The sequence below is a fragment of the Nocardia sp. NPDC020380 genome, from assembly GCF_044386975.1.
GTDB lineage: Bacteria > Actinomycetota > Actinomycetes > Mycobacteriales > Mycobacteriaceae > Nocardia.
Map to the genome: position 1 here is coordinate 575,437 of NZ_JBIRVQ010000001.1, position 26,899 is coordinate 602,335.

The 26,899-nt window shown below is 67.7% G+C and carries 26 protein-coding genes; 12 read left to right on the forward strand and 14 right to left on the reverse strand.

The features are described 5' to 3' along the window. The first annotated feature begins 8 nt into the window (after positions 1-8). Positions 9-1,565 (forward strand): family 20 glycosylhydrolase, encoded by a 1,557-nt coding sequence (locus tag ACH438_RS02700; protein WP_397000381.1) that lies wholly within the window; start codon positions 9-11, stop codon positions 1,563-1,565. A gap of 15 nt (positions 1,566-1,580) precedes the next feature. Here ACH438_RS02700 and ACH438_RS02705 read toward each other — a convergent pair whose 3' ends face one another. Further along, positions 1,581-2,510, reverse strand: a complete 930-nt coding sequence (locus ACH438_RS02705; protein WP_397000383.1) for a C40 family peptidase — start codon at positions 2,508-2,510, stop codon at positions 1,581-1,583. A 257-nt stretch (positions 2,511-2,767) separates the two neighbouring features. Here ACH438_RS02705 and ACH438_RS02710 point away from each other — a divergent pair, with 257 nt between their 5' ends. Both ACH438_RS02710 and ACH438_RS02715 read left to right on the forward strand, forming a co-directional pair. Beyond that, positions 2,768-3,514 (forward strand): ParA family protein, encoded by a 747-nt coding sequence (locus tag ACH438_RS02710; RefSeq protein ID WP_397000385.1) that lies wholly within the window; start codon positions 2,768-2,770, stop codon positions 3,512-3,514. Further along, positions 3,514-4,398, forward strand: a complete 885-nt coding sequence (locus tag ACH438_RS02715) for a hypothetical protein (protein ID WP_397000387.1) — start codon at positions 3,514-3,516, stop codon at positions 4,396-4,398. Before ACH438_RS02710 ends, ACH438_RS02715 begins: the two co-directional genes overlap by 1 nt. A 122-nt stretch (positions 4,399-4,520) precedes the next feature. Here ACH438_RS02715 and glpR read toward each other — a convergent pair whose 3' ends face one another. The 4 genes from glpR to ACH438_RS02735 all read right to left on the reverse strand — a co-directional run bounded on the left by glpR (position 4,521) and on the right by ACH438_RS02735 (position 8,774). Next, the gene (glpR, locus tag ACH438_RS02720; protein WP_397000389.1) at positions 4,521-5,603 is read right to left on the reverse strand and encodes a gephyrin-like molybdotransferase receptor GlpR; all 1,083 of its coding nucleotides are present in this window, start codon (positions 5,601-5,603) and stop codon (positions 4,521-4,523) included. A gap of 245 nt (positions 5,604-5,848) precedes the next feature. Next, positions 5,849-6,499: a GNAT family N-acetyltransferase gene (locus ACH438_RS02725; RefSeq protein WP_397000391.1), complete on the reverse strand. Its 651-nt coding sequence runs from the start codon at positions 6,497-6,499 to the stop codon at positions 5,849-5,851. Between the two features lie 9 nt (positions 6,500-6,508). Next, positions 6,509-7,768, reverse strand: a complete 1,260-nt coding sequence (glp, locus tag ACH438_RS02730; RefSeq protein ID WP_397000393.1) for a gephyrin-like molybdotransferase Glp — start codon at positions 7,766-7,768, stop codon at positions 6,509-6,511. 52 nt (positions 7,769-7,820) lie between these two features. Further along, positions 7,821-8,774: a UTP--glucose-1-phosphate uridylyltransferase gene (locus ACH438_RS02735; RefSeq protein WP_397000395.1), complete on the reverse strand. Its 954-nt coding sequence runs from the start codon at positions 8,772-8,774 to the stop codon at positions 7,821-7,823. Positions 8,775-9,101: 327 nt separating this feature from the next. On the opposite strand from ACH438_RS02735, the gene ACH438_RS02740 reads away from it, so the two are divergent. The 5 genes from ACH438_RS02740 to mscL all read left to right on the forward strand — a co-directional run bounded on the left by ACH438_RS02740 (position 9,102) and on the right by mscL (position 13,102). Further along, positions 9,102-10,742, forward strand: a complete 1,641-nt coding sequence (locus ACH438_RS02740; protein WP_397000397.1) for a purple acid phosphatase family protein — start codon at positions 9,102-9,104, stop codon at positions 10,740-10,742. Between the two features lie 96 nt (positions 10,743-10,838). Further along, positions 10,839-11,423, forward strand: a complete 585-nt coding sequence (locus ACH438_RS02745) for a 5-formyltetrahydrofolate cyclo-ligase (protein WP_397000399.1) — start codon at positions 10,839-10,841, stop codon at positions 11,421-11,423. Positions 11,424-11,493: 70 nt separating this feature from the next. Then, entirely contained in the window at positions 11,494-11,805 is a 312-nt protein-coding gene (locus tag ACH438_RS02750) for an FmdB family zinc ribbon protein (protein ID WP_397000401.1), read from the forward strand. 146 nt (positions 11,806-11,951) lie between these two features. Beyond that, the gene (locus ACH438_RS02755; protein WP_397000403.1) at positions 11,952-12,599 is read left to right on the forward strand and encodes an SAF domain-containing protein; all 648 of its coding nucleotides are present in this window, start codon (positions 11,952-11,954) and stop codon (positions 12,597-12,599) included. 95 nt (positions 12,600-12,694) lie between these two features. Continuing rightward, positions 12,695-13,102: a large conductance mechanosensitive channel protein MscL gene (mscL, locus tag ACH438_RS02760; protein ID WP_397000405.1), complete on the forward strand. Its 408-nt coding sequence runs from the start codon at positions 12,695-12,697 to the stop codon at positions 13,100-13,102. 96 nt (positions 13,103-13,198) lie between these two features. Here the strand turns inward: mscL and ACH438_RS02765 are convergent, their stop codons facing one another. The 9 genes from ACH438_RS02765 to ACH438_RS02805 form a co-directional block, all read right to left on the reverse strand. Beyond that, positions 13,199-13,879, reverse strand: a complete 681-nt coding sequence (locus ACH438_RS02765) for an MspA family porin (RefSeq protein ID WP_397000407.1) — start codon at positions 13,877-13,879, stop codon at positions 13,199-13,201. A 65-nt stretch (positions 13,880-13,944) separates the two neighbouring features. Continuing rightward, positions 13,945-14,619, reverse strand: a complete 675-nt coding sequence (locus ACH438_RS02770; RefSeq protein ID WP_397000409.1) for an MspA family porin — start codon at positions 14,617-14,619, stop codon at positions 13,945-13,947. 285 nt (positions 14,620-14,904) lie between these two features. Beyond that, on the reverse strand, positions 14,905-15,594 hold the full coding sequence (locus ACH438_RS02775; protein WP_397000411.1) for an MspA family porin: 690 nt from the start codon (positions 15,592-15,594) through the stop codon (positions 14,905-14,907). Positions 15,595-15,656: 62 nt separating this feature from the next. After that, complete coding sequence (locus ACH438_RS02780) at positions 15,657-16,331, reverse strand: MspA family porin (RefSeq protein WP_397000413.1); 675 nt, start codon at positions 16,329-16,331, stop codon at positions 15,657-15,659. Between the two features lie 269 nt (positions 16,332-16,600). Continuing rightward, positions 16,601-16,816 (reverse strand): hypothetical protein, encoded by a 216-nt coding sequence (locus ACH438_RS02785; RefSeq protein ID WP_397000415.1) that lies wholly within the window; start codon positions 16,814-16,816, stop codon positions 16,601-16,603. Continuing rightward, on the reverse strand, positions 16,813-17,307 hold the full coding sequence (locus ACH438_RS02790) for a molybdenum cofactor biosynthesis protein B (protein ID WP_397000749.1): 495 nt from the start codon (positions 17,305-17,307) through the stop codon (positions 16,813-16,815). The genes ACH438_RS02785 and ACH438_RS02790 overlap by 4 nt, the downstream gene beginning before the upstream one ends. 116 nt (positions 17,308-17,423) lie before the next feature. Next, positions 17,424-19,004, reverse strand: coding sequence for a trypsin-like peptidase domain-containing protein (locus tag ACH438_RS02795; protein ID WP_397000751.1), 1,581 nt, complete (start codon positions 19,002-19,004; stop codon positions 17,424-17,426). Between the two features lie 497 nt (positions 19,005-19,501). Continuing rightward, the gene (locus tag ACH438_RS02800) at positions 19,502-20,944 is read right to left on the reverse strand and encodes an ATP-binding protein (RefSeq protein ID WP_397000753.1); all 1,443 of its coding nucleotides are present in this window, start codon (positions 20,942-20,944) and stop codon (positions 19,502-19,504) included. A gap of 38 nt (positions 20,945-20,982) precedes the next feature. Further along, positions 20,983-21,669: a response regulator transcription factor gene (locus ACH438_RS02805; protein WP_397000416.1), complete on the reverse strand. Its 687-nt coding sequence runs from the start codon at positions 21,667-21,669 to the stop codon at positions 20,983-20,985. Between the two features lie 333 nt (positions 21,670-22,002). Between ACH438_RS02805 and ACH438_RS02810 the strand changes: the two genes are divergently transcribed. From ACH438_RS02810 to ACH438_RS02825, 4 genes are all read left to right on the forward strand, one after another. Then, entirely contained in the window at positions 22,003-25,311 is a 3,309-nt protein-coding gene (locus tag ACH438_RS02810) for an ATP-binding protein (RefSeq protein ID WP_397000418.1), read from the forward strand. Continuing rightward, positions 25,308-25,715, forward strand: a complete 408-nt coding sequence (locus ACH438_RS02815) for a roadblock/LC7 domain-containing protein (RefSeq protein ID WP_397000420.1) — start codon at positions 25,308-25,310, stop codon at positions 25,713-25,715. The genes ACH438_RS02810 and ACH438_RS02815 overlap by 4 nt, the downstream gene beginning before the upstream one ends. Before the next feature lie 10 nt (positions 25,716-25,725). Beyond that, entirely contained in the window at positions 25,726-26,100 is a 375-nt protein-coding gene (locus ACH438_RS02820; protein WP_397000422.1) for a DUF742 domain-containing protein, read from the forward strand. 145 nt (positions 26,101-26,245) lie between these two features. Beyond that, on the forward strand, positions 26,246-26,866 hold the full coding sequence (locus ACH438_RS02825; protein WP_397000755.1) for a GTP-binding protein: 621 nt from the start codon (positions 26,246-26,248) through the stop codon (positions 26,864-26,866). Positions 26,867-26,899 lie beyond the last annotated feature (33 nt).

The window sequence follows — 26,899 nt, forward strand, 5'->3', positions numbered from 1 at the left end:
TTGACCGGGTGAACTCAGCCGGGACCATCACGGGGTGCCTCACGGCCGCCCTGGCTTGCGCCTTCTTGTCCGCACCGGTCGCGGAGGCGAATCCTGTTGCAGCACAACAACTTCCGGTATCCGTCCCGAGCATCAAACAGTGGCAACCGGGCGGGGACGGCGAGTTCGCGCTGCGGGACGGCGCCCGGATCGTCGCCGGCGGCGCACTGCGGGAACCCGCGGCACTCCTGGCCGAGGACCTCACCCGGGCGGGCCGGCCGGTCAGCGTGACCTCCGATGCGGCGGCCGCCGGGGACATCGTGCTCGAGGAAAACGCCGCGGCCCCCGCGCCTTCCGAGTCGTACCGCATCACCAGCGGCGACCGGCTCACCATCACCGCACACGACACCGCCGGAATCCTGCACGGCACCCAGACCGTCCTGCAATGGCTGCGGCAGCGCACCACCCTGCCCGCAGGCACCGCCGACGACTGGCCCGACTACTCCGAACGCGGGCTCATGCTCGACACCGGCCGCGAGTTCCTCCCCGTCGACTGGGTCGAGGCACGCATTCGCGATGCCGCCTACCTGCGCATGAACCTGGTGCAGCTGCATCTCTCCGACGTGCAGGGCTTCCGGCTGGAGAGCCGCACCCACCCGGAGATCACCTCACCGCAGCACTACAGCGCCGCGGATCTGCGCGAAATCCTGGACTACGCACGGTCCTACGGCGTCGAGATCATTCCCGAGATCGATATGCCGGGCCATATGAACGCCATCCTCGCGCAGCATCCGGACCTGGTCCTGCGGCCCGAGCGCACCACACCCCTGGATGCCGTCCAGGCCGATCTGGTCGGCGGCAGCAACGGCGGCAAGATCGATCTCACCGATCCCGCTGCCTACCGGCTGATCAGCGACATCCTGCACGAGTTCCTGCCACAGTTCCCCGGCCGCTACTGGCATATCGGATGCGACGAATACGTCTCCGACTACTCCCGATATCCGCAACTGGCCGACTATGCCGTGCGCACCTACGGACCCGGGGCGGCGCCCGGCGACGTCATCATCGGCTTCGCCAACTGGGCCGCGGACATCGTCGAATCCTTCGGCAAGACACCGCGGGTCTGGAACGACGGGTTCGACCATCCCGGCGTGCTGAGCCCGAAACCCGAACTCGTGGTGGGGTACTGGTCCGCCAGTGCGGGCGGGCTGCCCTGGCTGCCCGGCGGTCGCACCCCGGCGGACTTCGCCGCGGCCGGCCATCCGCTGCTCAACGCGGCCTTCACACCCACGTACTTCACCACCGGCGGTCCGTCGGCGGCCCTGAACGCACCGCCCGAACTCTTGTGGGCCTGGGATCCGGGGCTCTTCGTCGACGGGCAGCGACTGCCCGAGGCCGAGCGTTCCCTGTTGCGCGGTTCCATGCTGTTCCTCTGGTGCGATGATCCGAATGCCTTGTCGCCGGAGCAGATCGTGGCCCCCGTCCGGGAGCGGCTGCCGATCATGGCCCAGCAGTTGTGGTCCGGCACCGGCGGCATCTCCTATCCCGACTTCCGGTCGCGCACAGGAGCTGTCGGCTGGCCGTGACGCTTCGAGCGGGAATCAGAAGCGGCGTGCACCCGTCACCGGCATGCGGTCCATCGAGGAGACCGTGACGCCCGTGCCGTAGGTCGACGCGTGAATCACCTTGCCGTCACCGGCGTACAGCGCCGAGTGCCCGCCGCCGTAGAACGACACCAGATCGCCGGGCTGCAATTCGTCCAGCGGCACCTCGGTGCCGGCGGCCAGCTGCGAGTAGCTCGTGCGCGGCACCTCGACACCCGCCTGGGCGTAGGACCACTGCACCAGACCCGAGCAGTCGAACCCGTCCGGGTTCGTGCCACCCGACCGGTACGCCGCGCCGAGCTGAGACTCGGCCGCCTCCAGTGCCCGCGCGCCGGCGGACTTCTTCGGCGTGGCCGTCGGCAGCACCTCGGGTAGTGCGGCGCTGTCGATCACGCCCGGAATTCCGGTCAGCGTCGGCAATCCCGCGGGGATCGCGAAACTACCGAGACCGGCGATCGTCACCGACCGCGATTCCGGGAGGACACCCGCCGGAGCCGTATCGGGGGAAGCCGCCTGCGCCGGAACGGTGCCGTGCGCGGTGACCGGAATCGCTTCCCGATTCACCGAAGGCATGACCTCCGCGCCGGGAATCGTCACGGGATGGAATTCGAATTCCGCCACCGCCGTGGAAGCCGCGGCGGAATCATCCGCGGGCACAGCAGTGAGATTTTCCGCAGGCGCGGCAGTGACATTTTCCGCTGGCGCGGAGCCCGGTGTAACCACCGGAATTCCGAGCTGCGCCGCGATCTCGTTGGGAATGTCGAATTCTCCGATGCCGGGCACACTCACCGGGGCGGCATGGGCCTCACCTGCGGTGAAGAGCAGGGCCGCGCCGACGGCGGCTGCACCCAGCACGCCCGTGGTCACCGCCCGCCAATTCACGCGGGAGAAGAGCCTGACCTTCTGTCTATCACCGATGCTATCCATGTTGCGGTCGTCCTCCGATCAAGCCGTGAAAGCTATCCGGTTTCCGTCCATCACACTCGAACATTTCGGTATTGCCAGCAGATCCAAGAATGCATAGTTCGCCCGATCAGGCTGTGGCGCAAGGAATGACATGCGTGTTATTCATAACGGAATTGTAAACATCCGCGACTGTGTCCAATTGGACACAGGCGATTTTCGCCCCGCATGTGAGACTGGGCGGCAGTGAAAGTGCCCTCCCCAATCAACGGAGGATGTCCATGACCAAATCTGTTGCGTCGGCAAATCTTCCCGAACCACTGGTCGTCACGCTGGGGAATCTCAAAGGCGGAGTCGGCAAGACGACGTCCGCCTTCTTCCTCGCCTCGTATTTCACCACCGTGCACGACCTTCGAGTACTCGTCATCGACGCCGACCCGCTCAGCCAGACCGGCTACTCCTGGTACCGGCGGCTGCTCAAGGCGAACGTCACCGTGCCCTTCGAACTCATCGCCTTCCCCTCCCGGCACGTGAACGACTGCATCACCGACAACGCCGGGAAATACGACGTCATCATCGTCGACGCCGGCGGCGAATCCGCCGACATCTTCAAGGCCGCGGTGCCCAGCAGCGACGAACTGCTGCTCGTCACCAGCGTCAGCCCCTCCGAGGTCAAACGCGTCCCCAGTACCTACCGCGCCGCCGAGGAAGCCGCCGCCGAGAGCGACAAGGCCATCCGCGTCCGCGTACTCATGACCAAGGTGCCGGTCACCATGAAGAACGGCGTCAATGTCTCCACCGAATACCGTTCCCAGCGGGGCAATCTCGAAGACGCCGGCTACGACGTCTTCGAGGCCTACGTCAGCGCCTGGAAGTGGTACCGGGAAGCCGCCGACGGCGAAGTCGGCGACGGCGCCGAGAACCCCCTCGAAGACCTCGGCGAATACCGCCAGGTCGGCGAGGAACTCATCCAGCCCTACCTGGACGCCGCACTCGCCCCGCGGATTCCGCTGGAGGTGCCGGCCTGATGCCACCCCAGCGCCGCAAAGGCTCCATCGGCGGGAGCAACCCCCTCCCCCGCAACCCGCTCGCCGACGACGCCGAGCACACGCCCCCGGTCTCCCCGCTCCGCGACGCCGAATGGCACGGCGCCGCCACCGAGGAACCGGACCCACCGGCGCCCGCCCCGGAACCGATCGACGCCCCTCCCGCGAAGATGGAAGTCCCGCAACTCGATACGGCGGCGGTGGTGCTGGGTATGCCGCTGCCGACGGCGGGCGGCGAAGGGCCGCTGAGTCCCCGTGAGCAGGAACAGCTGGATCTGTGCGAATCCGCCGTCGACGCGCTGCGTGTCGCGTTCTGGACGGCGGGACGGGCCCTGCAGATCGTGCGCGACGGCCGCCTCTACCGGGCCGACCACGCCACCTTCGACGACTACGTGGAGAAGCGGTGGGACATGCAGCGGTCCTACGCGCACAAGCTGATCCGCGCCTGGCCGCTCGCCGCCCGGCTGCATCCCTTCGCCTCGTCGATCAACGAAGGCCAGATCCGCGAACTCCTCCCCGTCGCCGCGGCGCACGGGGAGGAGGCGGCAGTCACCGTGTACACCACCCTCGCCGCCGATGTGAAGGTCACCGCGGGCAAGCTGCGGGAGGCGATCGCGGTGCTGCCCGCCGCCTACGACGAGACCGAAGCGGTGGCCCGGCTACAGGCCTGGCTGCGCGGCGATCTGCCCGAGGACAATCCGCGCGCCGCGGATCTGTTCACCACGGCGGAATCCCGGCTGACGGCGCTGACGCAGCGAGTCGTCAAGGGCTCCACCGACGATCCCGTCGCGGCCCGCGAATTCGCCGCCAAACTCCGCACTCTCGCGGAACTCATCGAGAACCAGATCCCCACCCGCATCGCCTGATCGATCACTCCACGAAGCAGGGGGCCCGGCAGCCGCCGGGCCCCTTCTTCGTGCCGAGCGGTAAACGGAACGGGCGCCTTGGCTTTCGCCAGGGCGCCCGTCACATTCCTGTCAGATGACCGTTATTCGCCTACAGCGCGACGATCCCTGGTCCCCGCGACCCGCTGCCGGGTGGCGCGGGCGGTGGCCGCATCGAAGAGCTCCAGATGCTCGAACATCGGGTCCTCGTCATCGGGTTCCACCAGAACGGCACGGCGGAGTTGCGTTCTCGTCTCCACCAGATCCGGACGGGGACGGTCGTCCTCGCTCGAATCCGCATCCTCGTCCGACTCCTCGTGGGAACGCTGGTGACGAGCGATGCGGCGGCGGCGGATGTCCTCCTCCAACCGCACCTGCCGGCGTAGGTAAGCCAGGTAGGCGACCAGCACCGTGCCGGAGAGCGCGCACAGCCACCAGAGGATCGAGGCGATGGCGAAGCCGGCGCCGGCGAGGATCAGGGTGCTGAGGATGCCGCCCAGGACGGCGCGCTGCCGGAAGGAGTAACGGGCTTTGCGGGCGACCGCGTCGGCCTCGGGGTCGTAGCCGCCGCGGCCGCGGCGGGAGGGCACGAAATCCTCATCATCGGACGGTGATTCGGGTTCGGGTTCCGGCTCGCGCAGGGCCGGAACCCGCGCGCGCACCGGGGGCTCGGGTCGCTTGCGCCGCGGTGCGGCGGTCGCGGCCAGGGGCTCCTCGTCCGCTTCCGTCTCGTCGACGGGGTCGTCCGCGGTGCTGTTGTCGGCCATGGCAGGTGCGGGATCGGTCTCGGATTCCGCTGTCTCACGCTCGGATTCGCCGGCGGCATCATCCACCGCATCATTGTGGGCCGAAACGGTCTCGGGTTCGGGCACTTCGGTGGTGGTGGCGGTGGTGTCGAAATCCTCGTCGTCCGATCCAGCTGTGGTGCTGTCGTCCGATCTGGTCATCCGATCCTCCGGATCATCGCTGTGGTGATGCTTCCTGCGAACCGGTACGTAGTCCGGGTCGGTGTCGTGTCCGGAGGCCGGACCCTTCTTGCGTCGCTCGGCATCTCCGCGGTGCAGTACCCGGGTGGCCAGCGCGGCGTCCGTGTGCTGACGGATCCGCGGGTGCCGGTTGGCGAGCATCGGAAAGAGCACGAAGACCCAGAGCACGACCAGGCCGATCCACAAGATCGAATTCGGCATCGCACTCACACCTCCATCCCGACCCGGCTCAGTTCCCTTCATGCCGGCTCGTCGACCATATGTTCTGCTCACGGGCTTTCAACCGTGAACATCCCACTGGCTCGACGATGCTATGGACGCACCACCGACGTCCGTAGGCTAATTCCACACCACAGGAATCCCCCGAAGGCGCGCCGACCTCACCCGCCACAGTAGTCACACAATTCCCGTAACGAACGCCCAGTACGCCAGTACACAGCCAGTTATCAGGCTTTGGCAGCGCGACCTGCACGAATCAGGCGATCCACCACCGTCCCCGAGACCTCTTCCACCGTCATCGCCACCAGCAAGTGGTCCCGCCACGCACCATCCACATCCAGATAGCGCTGCAGCAGACCCTCCTCACGGAACCCCACATTGCGCAGAACCGCTTGACTCGCAAGGTTTTCCGGCCGCACCGTGGCCTCCACCCGATGCAACCCCACCTCGGTGAAGCAGTGATCCAGGCCCAGCGCCAGCGCCGCGGTCGCCACCCCCTGACCGCTCAGCTCCTTCGACACCCAGTAGCCGATCCAGGCCGAACGCAGCGCGCCCCGCACGATATTGCCCACCGTGAGCTGACCGCTGAACGTCCCGTCCACCTCGATCACCAGCGGAATCATCGCGCCCCGCCGCGCCTCCGCCTTCAGCGACGACCACAGCGACGGCCAGTTCCCGGCGTGATTACGCGCCTCCCACGACCCCCGCCCGGTCGGCTCCCACTTCTCCAGATAATCCCGGTCCCGGGTGCGAATCCGGCTCCACGCCGACGCGTCCCGCAACCGGATCGGCCGCAACGTCACCGTGCCCGCGGCGACCCGCACCGGACCCAGATGCGCGGGCCAGCCCGGATGCTGAGCGGCCCGGAAGACATTCATGTCCACGCCTCACCCGCGCTGTGCAAGGAAGGCGACCCGCACCTCGTCACCCGTACGCACCTCGGTGACATCCGGATCGATCACGATGAGACTGTTGGCCTCCGCCATGGTCGCCAGCAGATGCGAAGAAGAACCATTGGGCCCGCCCAGCGGCTGCACCAGATAGTCACCGGTCTGCTCGTCCCGCATGAGCTGCGCGCGCAGATAACCGCGACGCCCCGGAATCGACGCGATCGGCAGGATCGTGCGCGCCCGCACCATGCGCCGCATGGGATGCCGCCGGCCCAGCGCGATCCGGATCAACGGCCGCACCATCACCTCGAAAACCACCAGGGCGCCAACCGGATTCGACGGCAACAGGAACGTCGGCACCTCGTCCCGGCCCAGCAGGCCGAAACCCTGCACCGAACCCGGATGCATGCCGACCCGGGTGATCTCCAGCTCGCCGAGACCCTCCAGCGCCTCCCGCACCTGCTCGGACGCCCAGCCGCCCACCGCACCCGCGATCACCACGACCTCGGAGCGAACCAGCTGCCCCTCCACCACATCCCGCAGACGCTTCGGATCCGCGCTCACGATGCCGACCCGGTTCACATCCGCGCCCGCATCCCGCGCGGCCGCGGCCAGCGAGTAGGAGTTCACGTCGTACACCTGACCCGGACCCGGCGTGCGATCGATATCGACCAGCTCACCGCCCACCGACAGCACCGACAATCGCGGCCGCGGATGCACCAGCACCTTGTCCCGGCCCACCGCCGCCAGCAGGCCCACCTGCGCGGGGCCGATGATCGTGCCCGCCCGCACCGCCAGATCACCCGGCTGCACATCGTCGCCGATGCGGCGCACGTAATCGCCGGAACGCACCGGCTCGAACACCTTCACCCGCGCCCGGCCGCCGTCCGTGTACTCCAGCGGCAGCACCGCATCCGCGAGCGTCGGCAACGGGGCGCCCGTGTCCACCCGCACGGTTTGCCTGGGCTGCAAGCGAATCGGCTGCCGGGACCCGGCCGCCACCTCGCCCACCACCGGCAGGCTCAGGTCGACCGCATTACCTTCTTCGTCGCGGATGTCGGCGCCCGCACCCGAAACGTCCACGCTGCGGACGGCATAACCGTCGATCGCCGCCTGGTCGAAACCCGGCAACGGCCGCTCGGTGACGACATCCTCGGCGCACAGCAGTCCCTGGGCCTCCGAAATCGCGACCCGAACCGGCCGCGGCGCCACTGCCGCAGCGGTCACCTTGATCTGCTGATCCTCAACCGAGCGCATTCAGCCCTTCCCTGGTCTCGCGCAGTACTCACCTACGGTGCGGGCTGATCCGTCACTCGTACGAGGTGAGCTGCGGCTCAGTCAAACCAAACCGCCAGCCTGGCCCGAGCCGCTGCTCGAGCCACTCGCGCAGGGCGGGGCCGTATTCCTCTCGTTCCAAAGCGAAATCGACCGCAGCACGAAGATAGCCGCCCGGGTTACCGAGATCGTGGCGCGACCCACGATGTACCACCACGTGGACCGGGTGACCCTCCGTGATCAGCAGCGCGATGGCATCGGTCAACTGCAGCTCACCACCCGCGCCCGGGGTGATCCGGCGCAGCGCGTCGAAGATGGCGCGGTCCAGCAGGTATCGGCCCGCAGCCGCGTAGGTGGACGGCGCATCGGCCAGCGCCGGCTTCTCCACCATGCCGTTGACCTTCAGCACATCCGCGGACGCGCCCGGCTCCACCTCGACATCGAACACGCCGTACGCGCTCACCTGATCCTTCGGCACATCGATGGCGCACAGCACCGAACCGCCGTAGGTCTCACGCACCTTCGCCATCACCGACAGCACACCGCTGGGCAGCACCAGATCGTCCGGCAACAGCACCGCGACCGCGTGCTCGTCCGGATCCAGCGCCGATTCCGCCTGCGCCACCGCATGACCCAGACCCAGCGGCTCGTCCTGCACCACCGACGTCACATCCAGCAGAGCCGGCGCCTTGCGCACCTTCTCCAGCAGATGGAATTTGCCGCGTTCCGCCAGCGTGCCCTCCAGCACCAGATCCTCGACGAAATGCGCGACCACACCGTCTTTTCCGGGCGAGGTCACGATCACCAGCCGAGTGGCGCCCGAATCGGCGGCCTCGGCGGCCACCAACTCGATACCGGGGGTGTCCACGACCGGCAGCAGCTCCTTGGGCACCGTCTTGGTCGCCGGCAGGAATCTCGTACCGAGTCCCGCCGCGGGCACGACCGCGGTGCGGAAGCACGATTCGGCTCCCACGCCATTTGCTGTCATGAATTCACCCTATCCATCCGTCTATTGCACGAGAGCGGCCCGCACGACCGCCCCGATATCCACGAGAGCCTAAAGGCAACTCTCGATCCACTCAGGGCTAAACCCCTGAAACCCAAGGAAGACCGGGTGAGCTGAATACCGTCAGCTAACGGAAAACGCGGCACCGCGCTGTGCCTGCACAACTACACAACACTGTGGGGTCGTTTCCCGACACGCTCGCGCGCAAACCTTTTACCGGCAATGACGCCCGTCACGCCCCCGTGGTTGTTCAACTGGAGTTCGCCGTGTCGTGGCGCTCGCAGCACCTGACGGCGCTTAGCTGGGGCTATGAGCGACCGTGAGGATTCCCACAGCAACGATCCGGCCCCCGCTACCCCGGCACCCGAGAAAAGTGGCGTGAGCCGGCGTGGACTGTTCGGTGTGTCCGCCGCCACCGCGCTCGCCGGGCTCGCCGTCGGCGCGGGCGGCGCGGTCGCACTGCGCGGCAGCACCTCCTCCGGCGCCGCGGCCTGGCCCCGCTCCACGGAACTCGTCACCATGGCGGATCGGGCTGCGGCGCCGCGGGTTTCGGGCGTGCACCTGCAATTCGGGGCCGACCCCACCAGCGAAGTGGTCGTCACCTGGCACACCGTCGGATCCGTCACCAAGCCCGTCGTGCGCTACGGCACCGCCACCGACGGCTTCGGCAAGACCGCGCAGGCCGAGACCCGCACCTACCGGGACGCCAAGTCCGGCACCGAGATTCAGGTCCACCACGCCCGCCTCACCGGCCTGAGCGCCGACACCGACTACGTGTACGCCGCCGGGCACGACGGCGCCCCACCGGAACTCGGCACCATCCGCACCGCACCCGGCGGGCGCGCCAAATTCCGGTTCACCAGCTTCGGCGACCAGGGCACCCCCACCCTCGGCAAAATGGTGAACGGGCAGGCCCTCAACGACAATCTCGGCTCGCAATACGCCGGCGACGTCACCGCCGCCGTCGAATCCCTCGCGCCGCTGTTCAACCTGGTCAACGGCGATCTCTGCTACGCCAACCTGTCCACCGACCGCGTACGCACCTGGAACGACTGGTGGGCCAACAACTCTCGCTCGGCCCGCTACCGGCCCTGGATGCCCGCACCCGGCAATCACGAGAACGAACTCGGCAACGGGCCCACCGGATATCAGGCCTTCCAAACGTATTTCACCGTGCCCGACTCCGGCAGCGAGGACTTCGCCAAGGGCCTCTGGTACGGCTTCACCGTCGGCGGCGTACGCGTACTCGCCGTCGCCAACGACGACATCTGCTACCAGGACGCCGGCAACAGCTACGTGAAGGGTTACTCCGGCGGGGCACAGAAACGCTGGCTGGAAAGCGAATTGGCCAAGGCGCGCGGCGACAAGGGGATCGACTGGATCGTGGTGTTCATGCACCAGACCGCCATTTCCTCCGCCGACAAGTTCAACGGAGCCGATCTCGGCATCCGGCAGGAATGGCTGCCGCTGTTCGACAAATACCAGGTCGATCTGGTGTTGTGCGGGCACGAACATCATTACGAGCGTTCGCATCCGGTGCGCGGGGTGGTCGGCGGGTCGGCCACGCTCACGCCGAATCCGGTGGATACGCGGACCGATGTGGTCGACACCAGCAAGGGGACGGTGCATCTCGTCATCGGTGGCGGGGGGACCTCGGCGCCGTCCAATCAGCTGTTCTTTCCGGGGAATCACTGCCGGGTGCTGACCTCGGTCGGGCCGGTCGATCCGGCCACCGGGAAGAAAGCGCCGGTCTACGTCATGGAGGACGCGCCCTGGTCCGCGTTCAAGGACGCCGAACACCCATACGGCTTCTGCTCTTTCGACGTCGATCCCGGGCAGCCCGGCGGAAACACCACCATTACCGGCACCTATTGGGCTCTCGAAGGGCCTACCAGCGAGCTGAAAGCCGTCGACAAGTTCACGCTCACCCGACCGCGCTCGGACAAATAAGTGTCAGACAACTCTCGTAACTCGCGGCTCCACCTCCCTGCGCCGGGGTAAACCCCTGAAACCCCGTCTGGCCCGGATCCGCCTTAGGGTGAGCGCATGGACGGCGAGCGGACCAAACAGGGATGGCGGGCGGAGATTCTCGCCCGCCGGAAGGCCCTGGCCGAGGACGTCCGCGAGCGGGAGGCGGCGGCGCTGGCCGAGCAGGTCACGAAGCTCGGGGACGTCGCCTGGGTGTGCGCGTATGTGCCTGTCGGGCGGGAGCCCGGGTCGGTCGCCATGCTCGATGCGTTGCGCGCCACCGGGTCGCGGGTGCTGCTGCCGCTGACCGGGGAGCCGGGGCCGCTGACCTGGGGCGAATACCTGGGGCCGGATCGGTTGCGGCGCGGGCGGTTCGGGTTGCGCGAACCCGATGGGGAACCGTTGCGGTATGCCCTCGAACGGGCCGGGGTCCTGCTGATCCCGGCGCTCGCGGTCGATCGGCGCGGGGTGCGATTGGGGCGCGGTGCGGGTTATTACGACCGGAGTCTGGGAGGATGCCGGACCGATGCGCGATTGACAGCCATCGTGCGGGACGATGAACTCGTGGACCATTTGCCGGAGGAGCCGCACGACCACCGAATGGGGTGGGCGCTGACGCCCTTCGGCGGCTGGCAGCGGCTGGGCGAACGCGCCGGGAATTGACACCCGATTGGCAGCGTTGGCACTGCCAGCTGTAGAGTGCTAAACCGACGAAGAGCGTGGAGGGTTACCGATGCCTACTTACTCGTATGCATGCACCGAGTGCGACAACAAGTTCGACATCGTGCAGTCTTTCTCCGATGACGCACTGACCACCTGCCCCGAATGCTCGGGCAAGCTGCGCAAGCTCTTCAACTCGGTCGGCATCGTCTTCAAGGGCAGCGGCTTCTACCGCACCGACAGCCGCAACGGGTCCACCTCCTCGGAGCCGGCCAAGTCCGGAGCCTCCACCTCGGAGAGCAGCTCCAGCACGGCTTCGAGCAGCAGCTCGGCCACGCCCGCCGCGTCCAGCGCGCCGAGCACCTCGAGCACTTCCGCCGCCTGACGCCCGCGCCTCCGGCGCGAACGGGGTGAGACGGGGCACAGCCCCCGGAAACCCCAGGTCGACGCGGTTATCCACAGCTTCTTCGTTATCCACAGCCAGGCCTTTTCCGGGGTCGGGACATGTGCGGTCAGCCCTAGGCTGCCGACATGGACCGACTCCGTACTCGTTTCGAGGTGCTCGCCGGATCGCGGCCGTCCTGGGCGGACGGCGTACTGATCCGGCGGGTGCTCGCGGCGGTGCTGGTGGTGGTCGCGGGGGCGCTGGCCCTGCGGGCGGATCCGGCGGGCGGGCATACGGCGGTGCTGGTGGCGGCCCGGGACCTGGGGCCGGGACACGTGATCGGGGACGGCGATCTGCGCCGCGCACCCCGGGAAACCGCCTCATTGCCCGCCGGAGCGATCCGGGAGGGCGATCCCTTGCGCGGAGCCACTTTGACGGGCGCGGTCGCGCAGGGCGAGATTCTGACCGAGTTGCGGGTAGTGGGCCCGCGGCTGGCGGCCGTGGCCGCGCATGCGCCGGATGCCCGGATCGTCCCGATCCGCTTGGCGGACAATGCCGTTGCCGACATCCTGCGCGCCGGCGATCGAGTGGACGTGGTGGCCGGTGCGGAATCCGGCGCGGACGGGCGGCCCGCGCGGCTGCCGGCTTCCGACGCGACGGTCGTGCTGGTATCCGGCGCGGACGGCCCGCGCGGCAAGGGCGATCGAGTGGTGCTGGTGGCCTTGGATTCCCGGCGCGCCACCGCCGTCGCGGCCGCGTCGCTACGCACCGCCCTCACCGTGGTGTTCCATTGAGGCACCGGTCGCGTTGCAAGACCGCAGCAGTGCGTGAACTGTCCGACTCGCTTTCCGGCCGCCCCCGCGGTCAAGACGCAGAGGAGTTTTCGGCAATGCTCAAGGGTTTCAAGGATTTCCTGCTTCGCGGCAATGTGGTCGATCTGGCCGTCGCCGTCGTCATGGGTACCGCATTCGTCGCCATTGTCACGGCATTCAGCGATGGCATCATCACACCGCTATTGGCGCTGTTCGGCGGCACCAACAAACTCGGGCTCGGATTCCAGATGGTGGACGACAAACCCGCGACCTTCGTCGCCATCGGCCCGATCATCACCGCCGCGATCAACTTCGTGATCATTGCCGCGCTCCTGTACTTCGTGCTGGTACTGCCGACCAACAAGGCCAGGCAGCGGTTCGGCAAGACGGCGGCCGCCGCCACCGAAGTCGAACTGCTGCAGGAGATCCGGGACCTGCTCGCCGAGGACCGCGGCGCCAGCCCCGGCGGTAGGCACGAAATCTGATGGCCCGGGCATCGGCTGATCGGCATACGAAAGAGCCCGGCATCCAAGGGATACCGGGCTCCTTCACGCCCTAGCGAACGAGATCAGCGAGCAGCATCAGCCGATGCTGAAGGGCTGGCCCCACAGAGTGACCCAGGTGACCACGTTGGGAGTGTTCACCTCGACATTGATGAACGACCGCGCCTGGGCGTAGCCGCCACAGCCGTTCAGGCCGATGGTCTCGTCCGACCAGTTCACCGAGCCGTCGCTGCCCGTGAACGGGTTGTAGTTCTTGTGCGCATCCTGGCCGAAGTCGTCCGGCACCTCACGGTCGAGGATGTAGAACGACGTGGCCTGGCCGGGGCCCAGCGTCAGGCCACCGCCACCGGTGATGCCGGCCTGCGGCGTGACATTGCCCGAGCTGTCCCAGCTGGCACCCACGCTGGGGCCGCCGTTGGCGTTGGCGGAGTCGATCGCGACCTGGCAGCCGACCACATAACCCGGGTAGATCTTGCCGCCGGAGGTGTTGTTGTTGCCGTCCAGGTGCACGCTCGCGGTGCCGGACACCCAGGCGTTGCGGTGCAACGGGGTATCACCCAGGGACGGGTTGATGTTGGCCGACTCACCGGTCATCGTGACGGTGACCACGGTCCCGTCGGACAGAGTCTTGGTCAGAGTGCCACCCGGCAGCGGCACGAAAGCGTCGGCGTTGGCGGCACCGGTGGAGAACAGGCCCAGCGCGCAGGTGGCGACGGCGCCCACACCGGCCACCCGCGCCACAGTCTTACGGATGTTCATATCTTGTTTCCCTCAAGGGTTGTATTCGCTTACGCGAGAAAGGATTTAGCGGATCGAACCGGCGATCAGCCGATGCTGAAGGGCTGCCCGTAGAGGGTGGTCTTCGAGTAGTTGTTGCCGATGATCTCGACGACGGTGTAGGCCCGCGCCTGCGCGTAACCCCCACAACCCTGGATCTGCATCTCGGTATCCTGATACTCGACCGAGTAGGTGCCGGGCGCGGTGATGTCCTTCGAGTCGATCTGGACGAACTTCACCTGGCCGGGGCCGATGTTCAGGCTGACGGAACCACCGATGTTCGCGCTGCTCAGGCTGACTCCGCCCGATAGTCCGGCAGTGAGCGCGCCGTCGGAGATTCCGATCTGACACCCGACGATGTAGCCGGTGTTGATCTGCGATGCGCCGTGGGTGGACGAATTGTTGGTGCCGGCAGCGTTGTTCTGACCGTTGTTGGGCCCGACAGCCCCGATCGGTGTATCGGTGACGTCGGCGCTGGCATTGCCGCTCACCCACACGACGCGGCCGAGACCGTTGTCCGCCATGGACGGCGAGACGACGGCATGCTCACCGGTGCGGGTGATGGTCACGCCCGGTCCGGTCTTCGTACCGTCCGGCAACTGTACGAAGGCATCGGCATTCGCGGCGCCAGTGGAAAAAAGGCCGATGGCCACGGCCGCGGCAGCGCCGATGCCCGCAATACGGGCTCCGGTGCGCAGACCGTTGGTCCGGTTCTCGCTCATACTTCCCCTCATCAGGTTTCTTGCGGTCAGCCTCGACCACCGAGGCTGAAAAGGGCCCTGGCAAGGCCCCGGTAAGTTTGTCGACACATTGTTGCCCCGGTGTTACTGAGGACAATTTCTTAATGTGGAGCGACGCAGGGCACTTTACATCACAGGTGTGATGTTTGAGACGTGAGAGAACGGAATCACCAGAACTCGGTCTGCAACCGGCACCTATGTAGGGAATGCTATCGATAGCAAAAGGGCCCCGGTGCCAATAGCACCGGGGCCCTTGCAGTTCCGCTATCAGCCGATACTGAACGGCTGCCCCCACAACGTGATCCAGCTGGTCACATTGTCCGTCGACACCTCGACGTTCACGAACGAGCGCGCCTGAGCGTATCCCGCGCAACCGTTCAGGCCGATGGTCTCGTCGGCCCACGCCACCGAGCCGCTGCTACCCGAGAACTTGTTACGGGTGTAGTGGGTATCGGTGCCGAAGTCGTCCGGCTGCTCCAGGTCCAGCACATAGAAGGACTGCGCTTGGCCCGGTCCGAGCGTCAGATTGCCGCCGCTGGTCACACCGGTACCGCCGTTATTGAGGGAGACACCGCCGCTCGGATCGAAGTTGGCCCCGCCGGTCGCCCCGCCGTTGGCGCCGCCACCGGAGATGTTGACCTGGCAACCCACCACGTAACCCGGGTAGATCTTGCCGCCGGCGGTGCTGTTGTTGCCGGAGAGCTGGACGGACGCGGTGCCGGAGACCCAGACGTTGCGGTGCAGCGGAGTGTCGCCCAGGGACGGGTTGATGTTGGCCGACTCACCGGTCATCGTGACGGTGACCACGGTCCCGTCGGACAGGGTCTTGGTCAGGGTGCCGCCCGGCAGCGGCACGAAGGTATCGGCGTTGGCGGCACCGGTGGAGAACAAGCCCAGCGCGCAAGTGCCGACGGCGGCCACACCGGCCACCCGCGCCACAGTCTTACGAATGTTCATGACTGAATCCCTCAGGTCGAATTCGCTTATGCGAGAAGTGAATTAACGGTTGCGGCCGCACGTCAGCCGATGCTGAAGGGCTGCCCATAGAGGGTGGTCTTCGAGTAGTGATCGCCGATGATCTCGACGACGGTGTAGGAACGCGCCTGCGCGTAACCGCCACAACCCTGAAGCTGGATCTCGGCATCCTGATACTCGACCGAGTAGGTGCCGGGCTTGGTGATGTCCTTGTTGTCGATCTGGACGAACGCGACCTGGCCAGGGCCCAGGTTGAGACCGACCGAACCGCCGACATTTCCGCCGGACAGGTTGATACCGCCGGACACACCCGCCGAGATGGCGTTCCCGGCGATGCTCACCTGACAACCGACGATATAGCCGGTGGTGATGCTGGAGGCGCCGTGCGTGGAGGAGTTGTTCGAACCGGGGGCGTTGTTCGGGCCGTTGTTCGGGCCGACGGCGCCCGCGGGAGTGTCGGTGACATCGGCGATCGCATTGCCCGAGACCCACACGACACGGCCGGCACCGTTCGCTGCGAGAGACGGGGAGACGACGGCGTGCTCGCCGTTGTGGGTGATGGTGACGCCCGGTCCGGCCTTCTGACCATCCGGCAACGGTACGAAGGTGTCGGCGTTGGCGGCGCCGGTCGACAGTAGGCCCAAGGCCACGGAGGCAGCCGCGCCGACGCCCGCGAAACGGGCGGCGCGACGCAAACCGGCAGTGCGGTTCTCGCTCATGTATCCCTCATCAGTTTTTTTGCGGACAACCCCGAACACCGAGGTTGAAAGGGGCCACTACGGGCTCGAACTCCCGCACAAGCAATGCGCAAGCACACCACTCAAACCGATTTAGAGCCGTAGTTTTATTGACCCGCGGGAGACATTAGCCACAACGGCAACGATTTGGCAACACTCCCACCCAGGGCGCGCATAACCCATCGTCAAAGCAATAGGCGAATACATAGCAATCAATGAATCCGGCTGCGCCGAAAGAAAACTGAGTACGCTCAGCCGTGATGCGGGGGAACCTGCGAACGCAGCCACTCGTCGGAGGACCGATCGTCGGCGGGTTCGGGAGTGCGCTCGTCCTTCGTGGTGGACGGCAGTTCGTCGCCGAAGACGGCGGCGAGTCGCGCCCGCTCGGCGGGCGTCAAACGACGAGACCCCGCCCGGCGCTCGGCCGGACGGGGCTGTTCATCGGAAATACCGTGGTCGGACGTCATTCCGCCAGGCCGGAGAGTTCATCGATGACCTTGCTGGCCAGTGGGCCCAGGGTGGCCATGCCGTCCCGGATCGCGGCCCGCGAACCCGGCAGGTTCACCACCAGCGTGCTGCCCGAAATACCGGCAAGGCCCCTGGACAGGCCCGCGTCCAGCGAACCGGCCGACAGCCCGGACGCGCGCAGCGCCTCACTGATGCCCGGAAGCACCCGATCCAGCACCTCCTCGGTGGCCTCGGCCGTCACATCGCGCGGCGACATGCCGGTGCCGCCCACCGAGATCACCAGGTCCACGCCACCGATCACCGCGGTGTTCAGCGCATTGCGGATCTCCACCTCGTCGGCGGAGACCGACACCACGGCGTCCACCAGGAAGCCGGCCTCGGTGAGTAGTTCGGTGACCAGCGGACCCGTCGAGTCCTGACCGCCGTGGGCGGTTCGATCGTCGACGACCACGACAAGAGCACGGCCCGCCACAGCGGCATCGATTTCCATGGTGCTCACCGTAGCGTCCTTGTCCGCCAACAGCTCCCAGCCCCCGTCCTCGGTGACCTGGAGATCCGGCAGTGATACCAGATGCGGTGAACCGCTTCCCTCGGTGTCCTGTTTCATCATCGGCCGCCCTCCACAGCTGCTTCGCCGAGGGTCACCTCGACGGTCTTGGGGTTGTTGCGCTGATCGTCGGTGAAGGTCACCTGGACCTTGTCTCCGGGCCGGTGCGAACGCACCGCCGCAATCAACGAATTGCCCGAATCCACCGTCTGATCATCGATTTTCGTGATGATCGCGTTCTTCGGAATGCCCGCCTTGGCGGCCGGGCCGTCCGGGCTGACATCCAGCACCTTCGCGCCGTTCACATCGTCCTGGCCCTTGACCGTGATGCCGATCTGAGCGTAGGTCGCCTTGCCGTTCTTGATCAGCTCGTCGGCCACCCGGCGGGCGGTGTCGATCGGGATCGCGAAGCCCAAGCCGATGGAACCACTCTGCGCACCAGCCGACTCCGCCACGCCCAGGGTCGCGATCGCGGTATTGATGCCGATCAGCTTGCCGTCCATGTTCACCAGCGCACCACCGGAGTTACCCGGGTTGATGGCGGCGTCGGTCTGGATCGCGTCGATGACCGTGCCCTGCGAGCCGGGCTCGCCACTCGTCGACACCGGGCGGTTCAGCGAGGAGACGATGCCGCTGGTGACGGTGCCGGCCAGACCCAGCGGCGAGCCGATCGCCACCACCGGCTGACCGACCGCCAGGCCCGCGGAGGAACCCATGTCGATCGGCTTCAGACCGGATTTGTTCTGCACCCTGACGACCGCGATATCGGAGACCGAATCCGCGCCCACCACCGTGGCGGGGACATCGGAACCGTCACTGAAGACGACGTCCATCTTGGCGTTCGGGCCCGCGCCGCTGACCACGTGATTGTTGGTGAGGATGAGCCCGTCGGTGGACAGGATCACACCGGACCCCTCCCCCTCCGCCTTCGCGCCGGCCACCTTGATCATGACCACGCTCGGCAGCACCTTCTGCGCCACCGCCTGTACCGAACCCGCCGGAGCCGGACCCGATTTACCGTTCTGTACCGGCTGGTCGAGGGAATTGGTGACCGAGTTGTCGGTATCCGACTTGTAGACCAGCGCGCCGACCGCGCCGCCGATGCCGCCGCTCACCAGCATGAGCGCCACCGCACCCGCGATCAGGCCGGTGCGGATCGGGCGCTTCGGGGCCGGGGCCGGGGCCGGGGCCGCCGCGTACGGCATTCCCGGACCGCCGGGCATACCGGGACCACCCGGGCCAGCGGGCATGCCGTAGATCGGCTCGGTCGGATTACGGCCGGGCACCCCGGGGGCGTACCCGGCCCCCGACGCCGAATACGCCTGCCCGTATGCCCCCGTGTGCTCCGCCCCGACGGGCGGAAACTGTTGGGTCGCATGGATTCCCGTGGGATCGCCCGCGCCGGGGCCGTAACCCGCGGGCGCGCCGTAGGGCTGCTGCGGGGCGCCGTACGGCTGCGGCTGCTGTGGCGGCCGGCCCCAGACCGATGCGGCCGGGGCGCCGTAGGGCGCGGCCTGCGGCGGGATCGGAGCGGTCTGTGGCGCCACCGGGGCGGTCTGCGGCGGCACCGGGGCCGTCGGCTGGGCGCCCGGATGCTGCTGTGCCGCAGCCGATTCGGAGAAGCCGTCGAAGGCGCCCATGGCCGTCGCGCCGGTGGCGTAGTTCTCGCCCGGCTGGCCCGCGGGACCCTCGGCCGCGCCGGGGCGCCGCACCGGGCCGCCGTAGGACTGCGCCGCGGGCTCACCGGAGGACGCGGCCGCACCGGCCTCCCCCGCGGACTGTGCTGCCGCACCCGCCCCGAAAGGTTGTGCCGCGCCGCCGGCAGGCTGGGCCGCGCCGGAGACAGGCTGGGCTGCACCCGCGGCCGGATCGCTGAAGGGGCGGTCCGGGGTGCCGCTCTGCGGCTGGGACGCGCCGGCGGTGGCGCCGGGTTGCTCGGGGGACCCGATCGGAGCGCCGTTCTCGGGGCGCGCGGCAGGGCCGCCGGTGACGCCTTCGGGTTCGGTGCCCGGCTTGTCCTTCGAATCCTCGGTCATATCTCGTTTTCTCCTCGAGTCTCCTGGCCATCCTGGCGGTGACGACTGAGAGCTGACTGAGACCGTGCTTGCGTTTCGCCGAACTTTTCCGCGATCCGTATTCAGTTCTCGGTGACGGCGGGCGGTGCACCCTCTCCCGGCAAGACGATACGGATCAAAGTGCCGCCGCGTTCGGAACCGTCGATGGTGATGGTGCCGCCGTGCTTCGTGACCACCTGTTTCACGATCGCCAGACCCAGGCCGGAGCCGGGCATGGACCGGGAGGCGGTGGTCCGGTAGAAGCGTTCGAACACCAGCTCGCGTTCGGCGGGCGGGATACCGGGCCCGGCGTCGTCGACCTGGAATTCGAGCAGCCCGCGGCCGGTCTCGCGCATGGTCACGAATACCTTCGCACCCGCCGGGCTCCATTTCGCGGCATTGTCCAGCACATTCAGCAGCGCGCGTTCCAAGCCCGCCTCGTCGCCGTAGACGAACCAGGGGTGCAGGGTGGCCGCGAATTCGATGCCGGTGCGGCGGCGGCGGACTCGTTCCAGCGCGCGTTCGGCCACGTCGGCGATGTCGACCTGTTCGTACACCGTCTCGGGCGCGTCCTCGCGGGCCAGGTCCACCAGATCGCCCACCAGCGTGGACAATTCCTCGATCTGGGCCATGACGTCGGCGCGTAGCTCGGCCATGTCCTCGTCCGGGATGCGCGGCGCGCCGGGCCGGGAGGAGGCGATGAGCAGTTCCATATTGGTGCGCAAAGAGGTCAGTGGCGTCTTCAGCTCATGGCCGGCGTCGGCCACCAATCGGCGCTGCCGTTCCCGGGATTCGGCGAGGGCGCGCAGCATGGTGTTGAAACTGTCTGTCAGTCTTGCCAGCTCGTCGTCGCCGGTGACCGGGATCGGGGTGAGGTCGTCGGTGCGGGCCACGCGTTCGGTGGCGGCGGTCAGGCGCGCGATGGGGCGCAAACCGGTGCGGCCCACCGCGGTTCCGGCCGCGGCGGCCAGCATCACCCCGCAGCCGCCGACCACGAACAGCAGCCAGGCCAGCCGGTCCAGCACGTCGCGGGTGGGTTGCAGGCGCTGCGAGACGACCAGGGTGGAGCCGGAGTGGGTGCGCCGGGCCAGTACTCGCTGATTGTCGACGGTGCGCAGCGAGAAGCCGATCTCGCCGCGCGCCACCGCGAGTTCCTGGGTGCCGATGGGCGGGTTGGTGCTCTGCGGGACCACGTACTGGGTGAGGTCCGGGAAGATCAGCGCCACGCCGACATCGTTCGAGTACAGCCCCGCCAGCACGATGGACTGGAAGCCGAGGCTGTCGAAGTTGTTGTCGATCATCAGCGAAGCGCGTGCGCGCAGCTGCGAATCCACGTCCGCGTACAGCGAGCGCGCCACCATGGCGTAGGCGGCGATGGAGGTGAAGGCGACGGCCACGGCCACCACCGAGGCGGCCAGCAGCGTCACCCGCCAGCGCAGTGATACCGACCGGGTGAGAGGGGTCGGCGGGCGCAGTTCGGCCGGCTCGGACCGGACCTGGGGAGTCGGTGCGAGACCGGCGACCACCGGCCGCCGTGGAACGGTTCTACCCACGAGCTCGACTCCTACGGAGGTGTTTCGCGCAGCACGTAGCCGACGCCGCGCACGGTATGGATGAGCCGGGGCTCACCGTCGGCTTCGGTCTTGCGGCGTAGGTAGCCGATGTACACCTCGAGCGCGTTGCCGGAGGTCGGGAAGTCATAGCCCCACACCTCCTCCAGGATCCGGCTGCGGGTGAGCACCCGGCGCGGGTTGGCCATCAGCATTTCCAGCAGCGAGAACTCGGTGCGGGTGAGGCTGATCTGGCGTTCGCCGCGCCAGACCTCGCGGGTGACCGGGTCCAGCGACAGGTCCGCGAATTTCATGGTCTCGGAATTGTCGGCGGAGTCGGGCGTGGTGCGGCGCAGCAGGGCGCGCAGGCGGGCGAGCAATTCCTCGAGCGCGAAGGGTTTGGGTAGGTAGTCGTCGGCGCCGGCGTCGAGGCCGGCGACGCGTTCGGAGACCGAATCCCGCGCGGTGAGTACCAGAATGGGCAGATCGTCGCCGGTGCTGCGGAGGCGGCGGCACACTTCGAGGCCGTCCAGGCGGGGCATCATGACGTCGAGGACGAGGGCGTCGGGTCGCTGGCTGGCGGTCTTCTCGAGTGCGTCGAGACCGTCGACGGCGAGGTCGACGGTGTAGCCGTTGAAGGTCAGCGACCGGCGGAGCGATTCACGGACCGCCCGGTCGTCGTCGACTACCAGAATGCGCATGGGTCCAAGTCTGCCCATATCGACTGAGAGGTGACTGAGAAGGCCCTGTTAGACACGCCGAGTAGTGATGGACGTGTGACCTGCGCCTTTTACGAGCCGCTTACGGAAAGTGGTTGCGCTGTCACCTATTCCGGGTCGAAACATGTTGTGGCAAGGCCGCATTCGGGGTCTTGTACATGAAGTCGCCCGAATTGCCGTTACTCAGCCCACACGGTATGTTGCAGCCGGTAAAAGAAGACCTCTAGTTGGTTCCGCGCGGGCTCAACCCCAAAGCCGTACAACCGCATACGTACCCGGGGGTCCAATACGCGAAGCGGAGGCGACGGCAGCGGGATGGAAGCAGCACCCCGGTCCTGGCAATTCAGCCTGTCCAACTGGCCCGTAACCCGCAAGGTCGGCATCGTGCTGGTGCTCCCGGTGCTGCTCGCCGCGACCTTCGCGGTACTGCGCATCAACAGCGAATTGCAGACCATCGCAAAGTTGAGCGCGGCCACGGAGCAGAGCGATGTGCTGCGCCCGACCGTCAAATTCGTCATCGCCGCCGACGAACTCGCCGTGCAGGCGGCCGCCGCCGGTAATCAGGACTCGGACCCCGCACTCGACACCGCGACAACGCAGTTCGATCAAGCGGTCGCGGAAATGGACGCCGCGCTCAAATCCAGTAGCGCCGAACCGGCGGTCACCAAGGAGATGGCGCAAGCCGTCGACGCCGCCCGATCCATGAAGAACAGCCTGCGTTCCAGCTCCCCCGAGAGCCTCGGCGATCAGGCCGGTGAGATCCAGACCCGCGTGCAGAACGCCCTCGCCAACGCTCCCACCATCAGCGAGCAGGGCGCACAGCAGTCCTTCCTGCAGTTCGGCTCGATCCTGACCTGCTACCGCCTGCTCACCCAGGAACGCATCATGCTCGCGGTGCCGGCGGTGGCCAACAACCCCGGCATGCGCACGCGACTGCTCACCGCGATCGGCGCCGAGGCCACCATGATCGAGGTGTACCGCGGACTGTCGCCCGCGCAGGCGGTGAACGCCAATACGCTGCGCGACAACGCCCAGGCCCGCATCGGCATCCTGATGCAGAACATGCCCGATCCGGGCAACCTGCCGGCCATGCAGGACTCGCTGAACAACAGCATGCAGGCGTACCAGAAGGAGGTCGTGACCGTCGCGGGCTCCATGGATTCCGCACTGTCGAAGCTGACCACCGACGCCCGCAACAACGTGCTCCGCGATACCTCGATCGTCATCGGCATGCTGCTGGCCGGTCTGGCCATCGCGCTGATGGTCGCGCGTTCGCTGGTCGTCCCCGTCCGGCGGCTGCGGCGAGACGCGTTGCAGGTGGCCCACATCGACTTGCCGCAGGAACTCGAGGTGGTGCGCACCGGCGGCGCGACCCCCGAGATCAGCCCGGTCGACGTGCACACCACCGAGGAGATCGGCCAGCTGGCCCGCGCCGTCGACGATATCCACGCGCAGGCGCTGCACCTCGCCGCCGACCAGGCGCGTCTGCGCCTGCAGATCGGCAATATGTTCGAGACCCTGTCCCGCCGTAGCCAATCCCTCGTCGAGCAGCAGCTGTCGCTCATCGAGGAACTGGAACGCGACGAGGACGACTCGGAACGCCTGCAGTCGCTGTTCCGCCTCGACCACCTCGCCACCCGCATGCGCCGCAACGGCGACAACCTGCTGGTGCTGGCCGGAACCGCCTTGCGGCGTGGCCATCTCGCGCCGGTGCCGCTGTCGGACATGCTGTGGTCCTCGGTGTCGCAGGTGGAGGACTATCAGCGCGTCGAGATCGGCACCGTGCCCGACGGCATCGTCTCGGGTGAGCCCGCCGTCGATATCGAGCATCTGCTGGCCGAGCTGATCGACAACGCGCTGCGCTATTCGCCGCCGTCCACCCCGGTGGCGGTATCGGTCGCGCGGGCCGTGGACGGCGGCTATCTGATCGAGATCACCGACCGTGGCCTGGGCATGAACGCCGAGGACCTGCAGGGCATCAACGACCGTCTCGCCTCCGGTGGTGAGGTCAATGTCGAGACCGCCCGCCGCATGGGTCTTTTCGTCGTCGGCCGGCTGGCCAAGCGGCACCACATCACGGTCAGCCTGCGCCGCACCTCGGCGATGGTGCAGCAGCCGGGCATCACCTCGAGCGTGCATCTGCCGGGCAGCCTGGTCTCGCCGTCGACGGAACGCAGCGGCGAACCCACCGGTCAGTACCCGCTCAGCGGACCGCTGCCGGCCGCCCCGCTCACCGGGCCGCAGAGCCTGGTGTCCACCCCGGTCGTCACGCCGCCGCGGCTGATCCCGGTACCCAATCCGCCGGAGCCCGCGAACGCCACCGGCCGCTTCGTCACCAATTCCGGTCTGCCGCAGCGCAAGGCGCCGGGCGATACCGGCGAACAGCCCATCGTCGCGGCGAACCCGCAGGCAGACCGCTTCTCGGACGGTTTCACCGACGCCTTCACCGAGCCCGCCGACGCCCGCGCCTACAGCGTGAGCGGTCCCCGCCCGGAACCGGTTGCGCCGCAGCCGCCCGCGAGTCCGTGGGGCCACCGCACCGAGACGGGCGCACCCGCCCCGAGCAGCCATCGCGGCGAGGGCGACAACGGCCCGGACACCGGCACCTACTTCGGCAACGGCTACAGCGCCTTCGGCGATCACTCCAGCGCCGCGGCCGCCAAGCGTGACGACACCGAACCGGACTACGCCGAAACCGGCGGCTACGACGACAGCGCGACCGGCCGCTTCGACGACAATGCCGGGGACTTCACCGACCTCGGCGCCACCGGCGAACACGACGGCGGCTACGGCGATTACGCCGACAACCGCGGCGGCTTCGACGAACGCGGCGACGGCTTCGACGACAGCAATGTCGAATTCGAGCACCGGACCACCCGATTCGAGCCGCAGTCCGGCGGATATGACGACCGCACCAGCCGGTTCGCCGATCGTTCCGCCGGATTCTCCGACCGCTCGGCCGAATTCGGCGACCGGACCGGCGCCTACGCGGAGCACGCCCCCGGCTTCGCCGAGCCGACCGCCGCATTCACCGAACCGGCAGCGGAATTCACCGAACCGGCCGCCACGTACACCGAACCCGCCGCGTACATCGAGCAGCCGGCTCCGCAATTCACCGAGCGCACCCCGGGATACACCGAGCGCACCGGATTCAGCGGCCGCACCCCGGAATTCGGCAATGACACCGTCGATTTCGGCAGGGTCGATCTGGGCAGCAGCAGTGCCCCGGCCGAGCCCGAGCCCGCCGAGCCGCAGCGTTCGGCCCCGACGCAGACCGGCCTGCGCCCGGTCGGCGAGGCCCCGACCCCGATCTTCCAGCGGATGGTTTCGGAGTGGCTGGTGGAACCCGCCGCCGCCGAAGAGCCGGACGACGAATGGACATCCAGCTCGGATGCGGGCTGGGCGGCTGCGGAGGAAGCCGCCAATCCCAGCAACAGCGGCCGCACGCAGGGCGGGCTGCCGATCCGGCGGCCGGGCGCCCAATTGGTCCCCGGCGCCGTGGCCCAGGAAGACGAGGGCGGCGCCCGCAATCCGGACGAGATTCGCAGCAGCCTCACCAGGCACCTGAGCGGTGTCCGCTCCGGGCGGGCCGACTCCCAGTACAACGACGGAGGGCATGTATGACCGACACACAGCGCACCACCACCGACGAGAATCTGAACTGGTTGGTCACCCGATTCACCCGGGAGGTTCCGGGTGTCTCGCACGCCGTTCTGGTTTCCGCCGATGGTCTGCTGCAAGCCACCAGCCCGCATCTGCCGTCCGATCGCGCCGAGCAGCTGGCCGCGGTGACCGCGGGCCTGGCGAGCCTCTCCGCGGGCGCCGCGCAGTTGTTCGAGGGCGGCAAGGTGATGCAGTCCATCGTCGAGATGCAGCGCGGGTATCTGCTCGTGATGAGTGTCGGCAACGGCTCGCATCTCGCGGTGCTGGCCAACAAGCAGCACGACATCGGCCGCATCGGTTACGAAATGGCCCTATTGGTGGACCGCGTCGGATCCGTGGTCTCCGCCACCGCACGCACTGCATGATGAGTCGCCGATGACCAATGCACATGGTGGCGGCAACCGTCCACCGACTACTCGTGTTCGTCCCTACGCACTGACTTCCGGCCGCACCGAACCGGCGGTCGATCTGCCGCTCGAGGCGGTCGTCGAAACCCTGTCCTATACCGCCCATTTCGATTGGCCGGCCGGTGACGTCCGCACCGAGATCCTGCGGCTGGGCACGTCCCGGCTGTCGGTCGCGGAGATCGCGGCCCATCTCCAGCGTCCGCTGGGCATGATCCGGGTCGTGATCGGCGATCTCGTCGTCGCCGGAACTCTGCGCGTGCATTCGACCCTGAGCGACCAGGCGAGCTTCGACGAGCGCCGCTCTTTGATGGAGAGGACTCTGCATGGACTCCGCGCGCTTTGACGGCGGAGGCTACCCGGGTGCGCCGCAGCAGTCCGCGGGCGCGCCCCAGTCTCCCGCGGGCGCACCACAGTTCGCCGGCGGCGGATACAGCACGGGTCAGTTCCCCAAACCGGGGAGCGCCGTGTACACCACCGGTCAATTCCAGATCGGCGCCTATACGACCGGCCAGTTCCAGTTGCCGGGTGAGGATTTCCGCACGGCGTCGACAAAGATCGTGGTAGCGGGCGGTTTCGGCGCCGGCAAGACCACCTTCGTCGGCGCGGTCTCGGAGATCGTCCCGTTGCGCACCGAGGCCATGGTGACCGGGTACTCGGACGGCGTCGACGATCTCGCGGCCACGCCCGGTAAGGAAACCACCACGGTGGCCATGGATTTCGGGCGCATCATCCTGCCCGGGAACCTGGTGCTGTACCTGTTCGGCACGCCCGGGCAGCGGCGGTTCTGGTTCATGTGGGACGACCTGATCCGCGGCGCCATCGGCGCGGTGGTGCTGGTCGACACCCGGCGTATCGAGGACAGCTTCGCGGCCGTGGACTTCTTCGAGTCCAAGTCGCTGCCGTTCCTCATCGCGGTGAACCGTTTCCCGGACGCGCCGCGGTTCCCGGTGGCCGAACTGCGGGAGGCGCTGAGCGTGCGGGACAGCGTGCCGATCGTGGATATCGATGCCCGCGATCCGGTCGAGGTGCGACGTTCGCTGGCGGCGGTGACCGAGTACGCGATCGAACGTCTGATGGCCGCGCAGCGCGAGGACGCGCCGCGCGTCTAGACCTTCGGGTCGACGGCTGGACAGCAAGGCAAA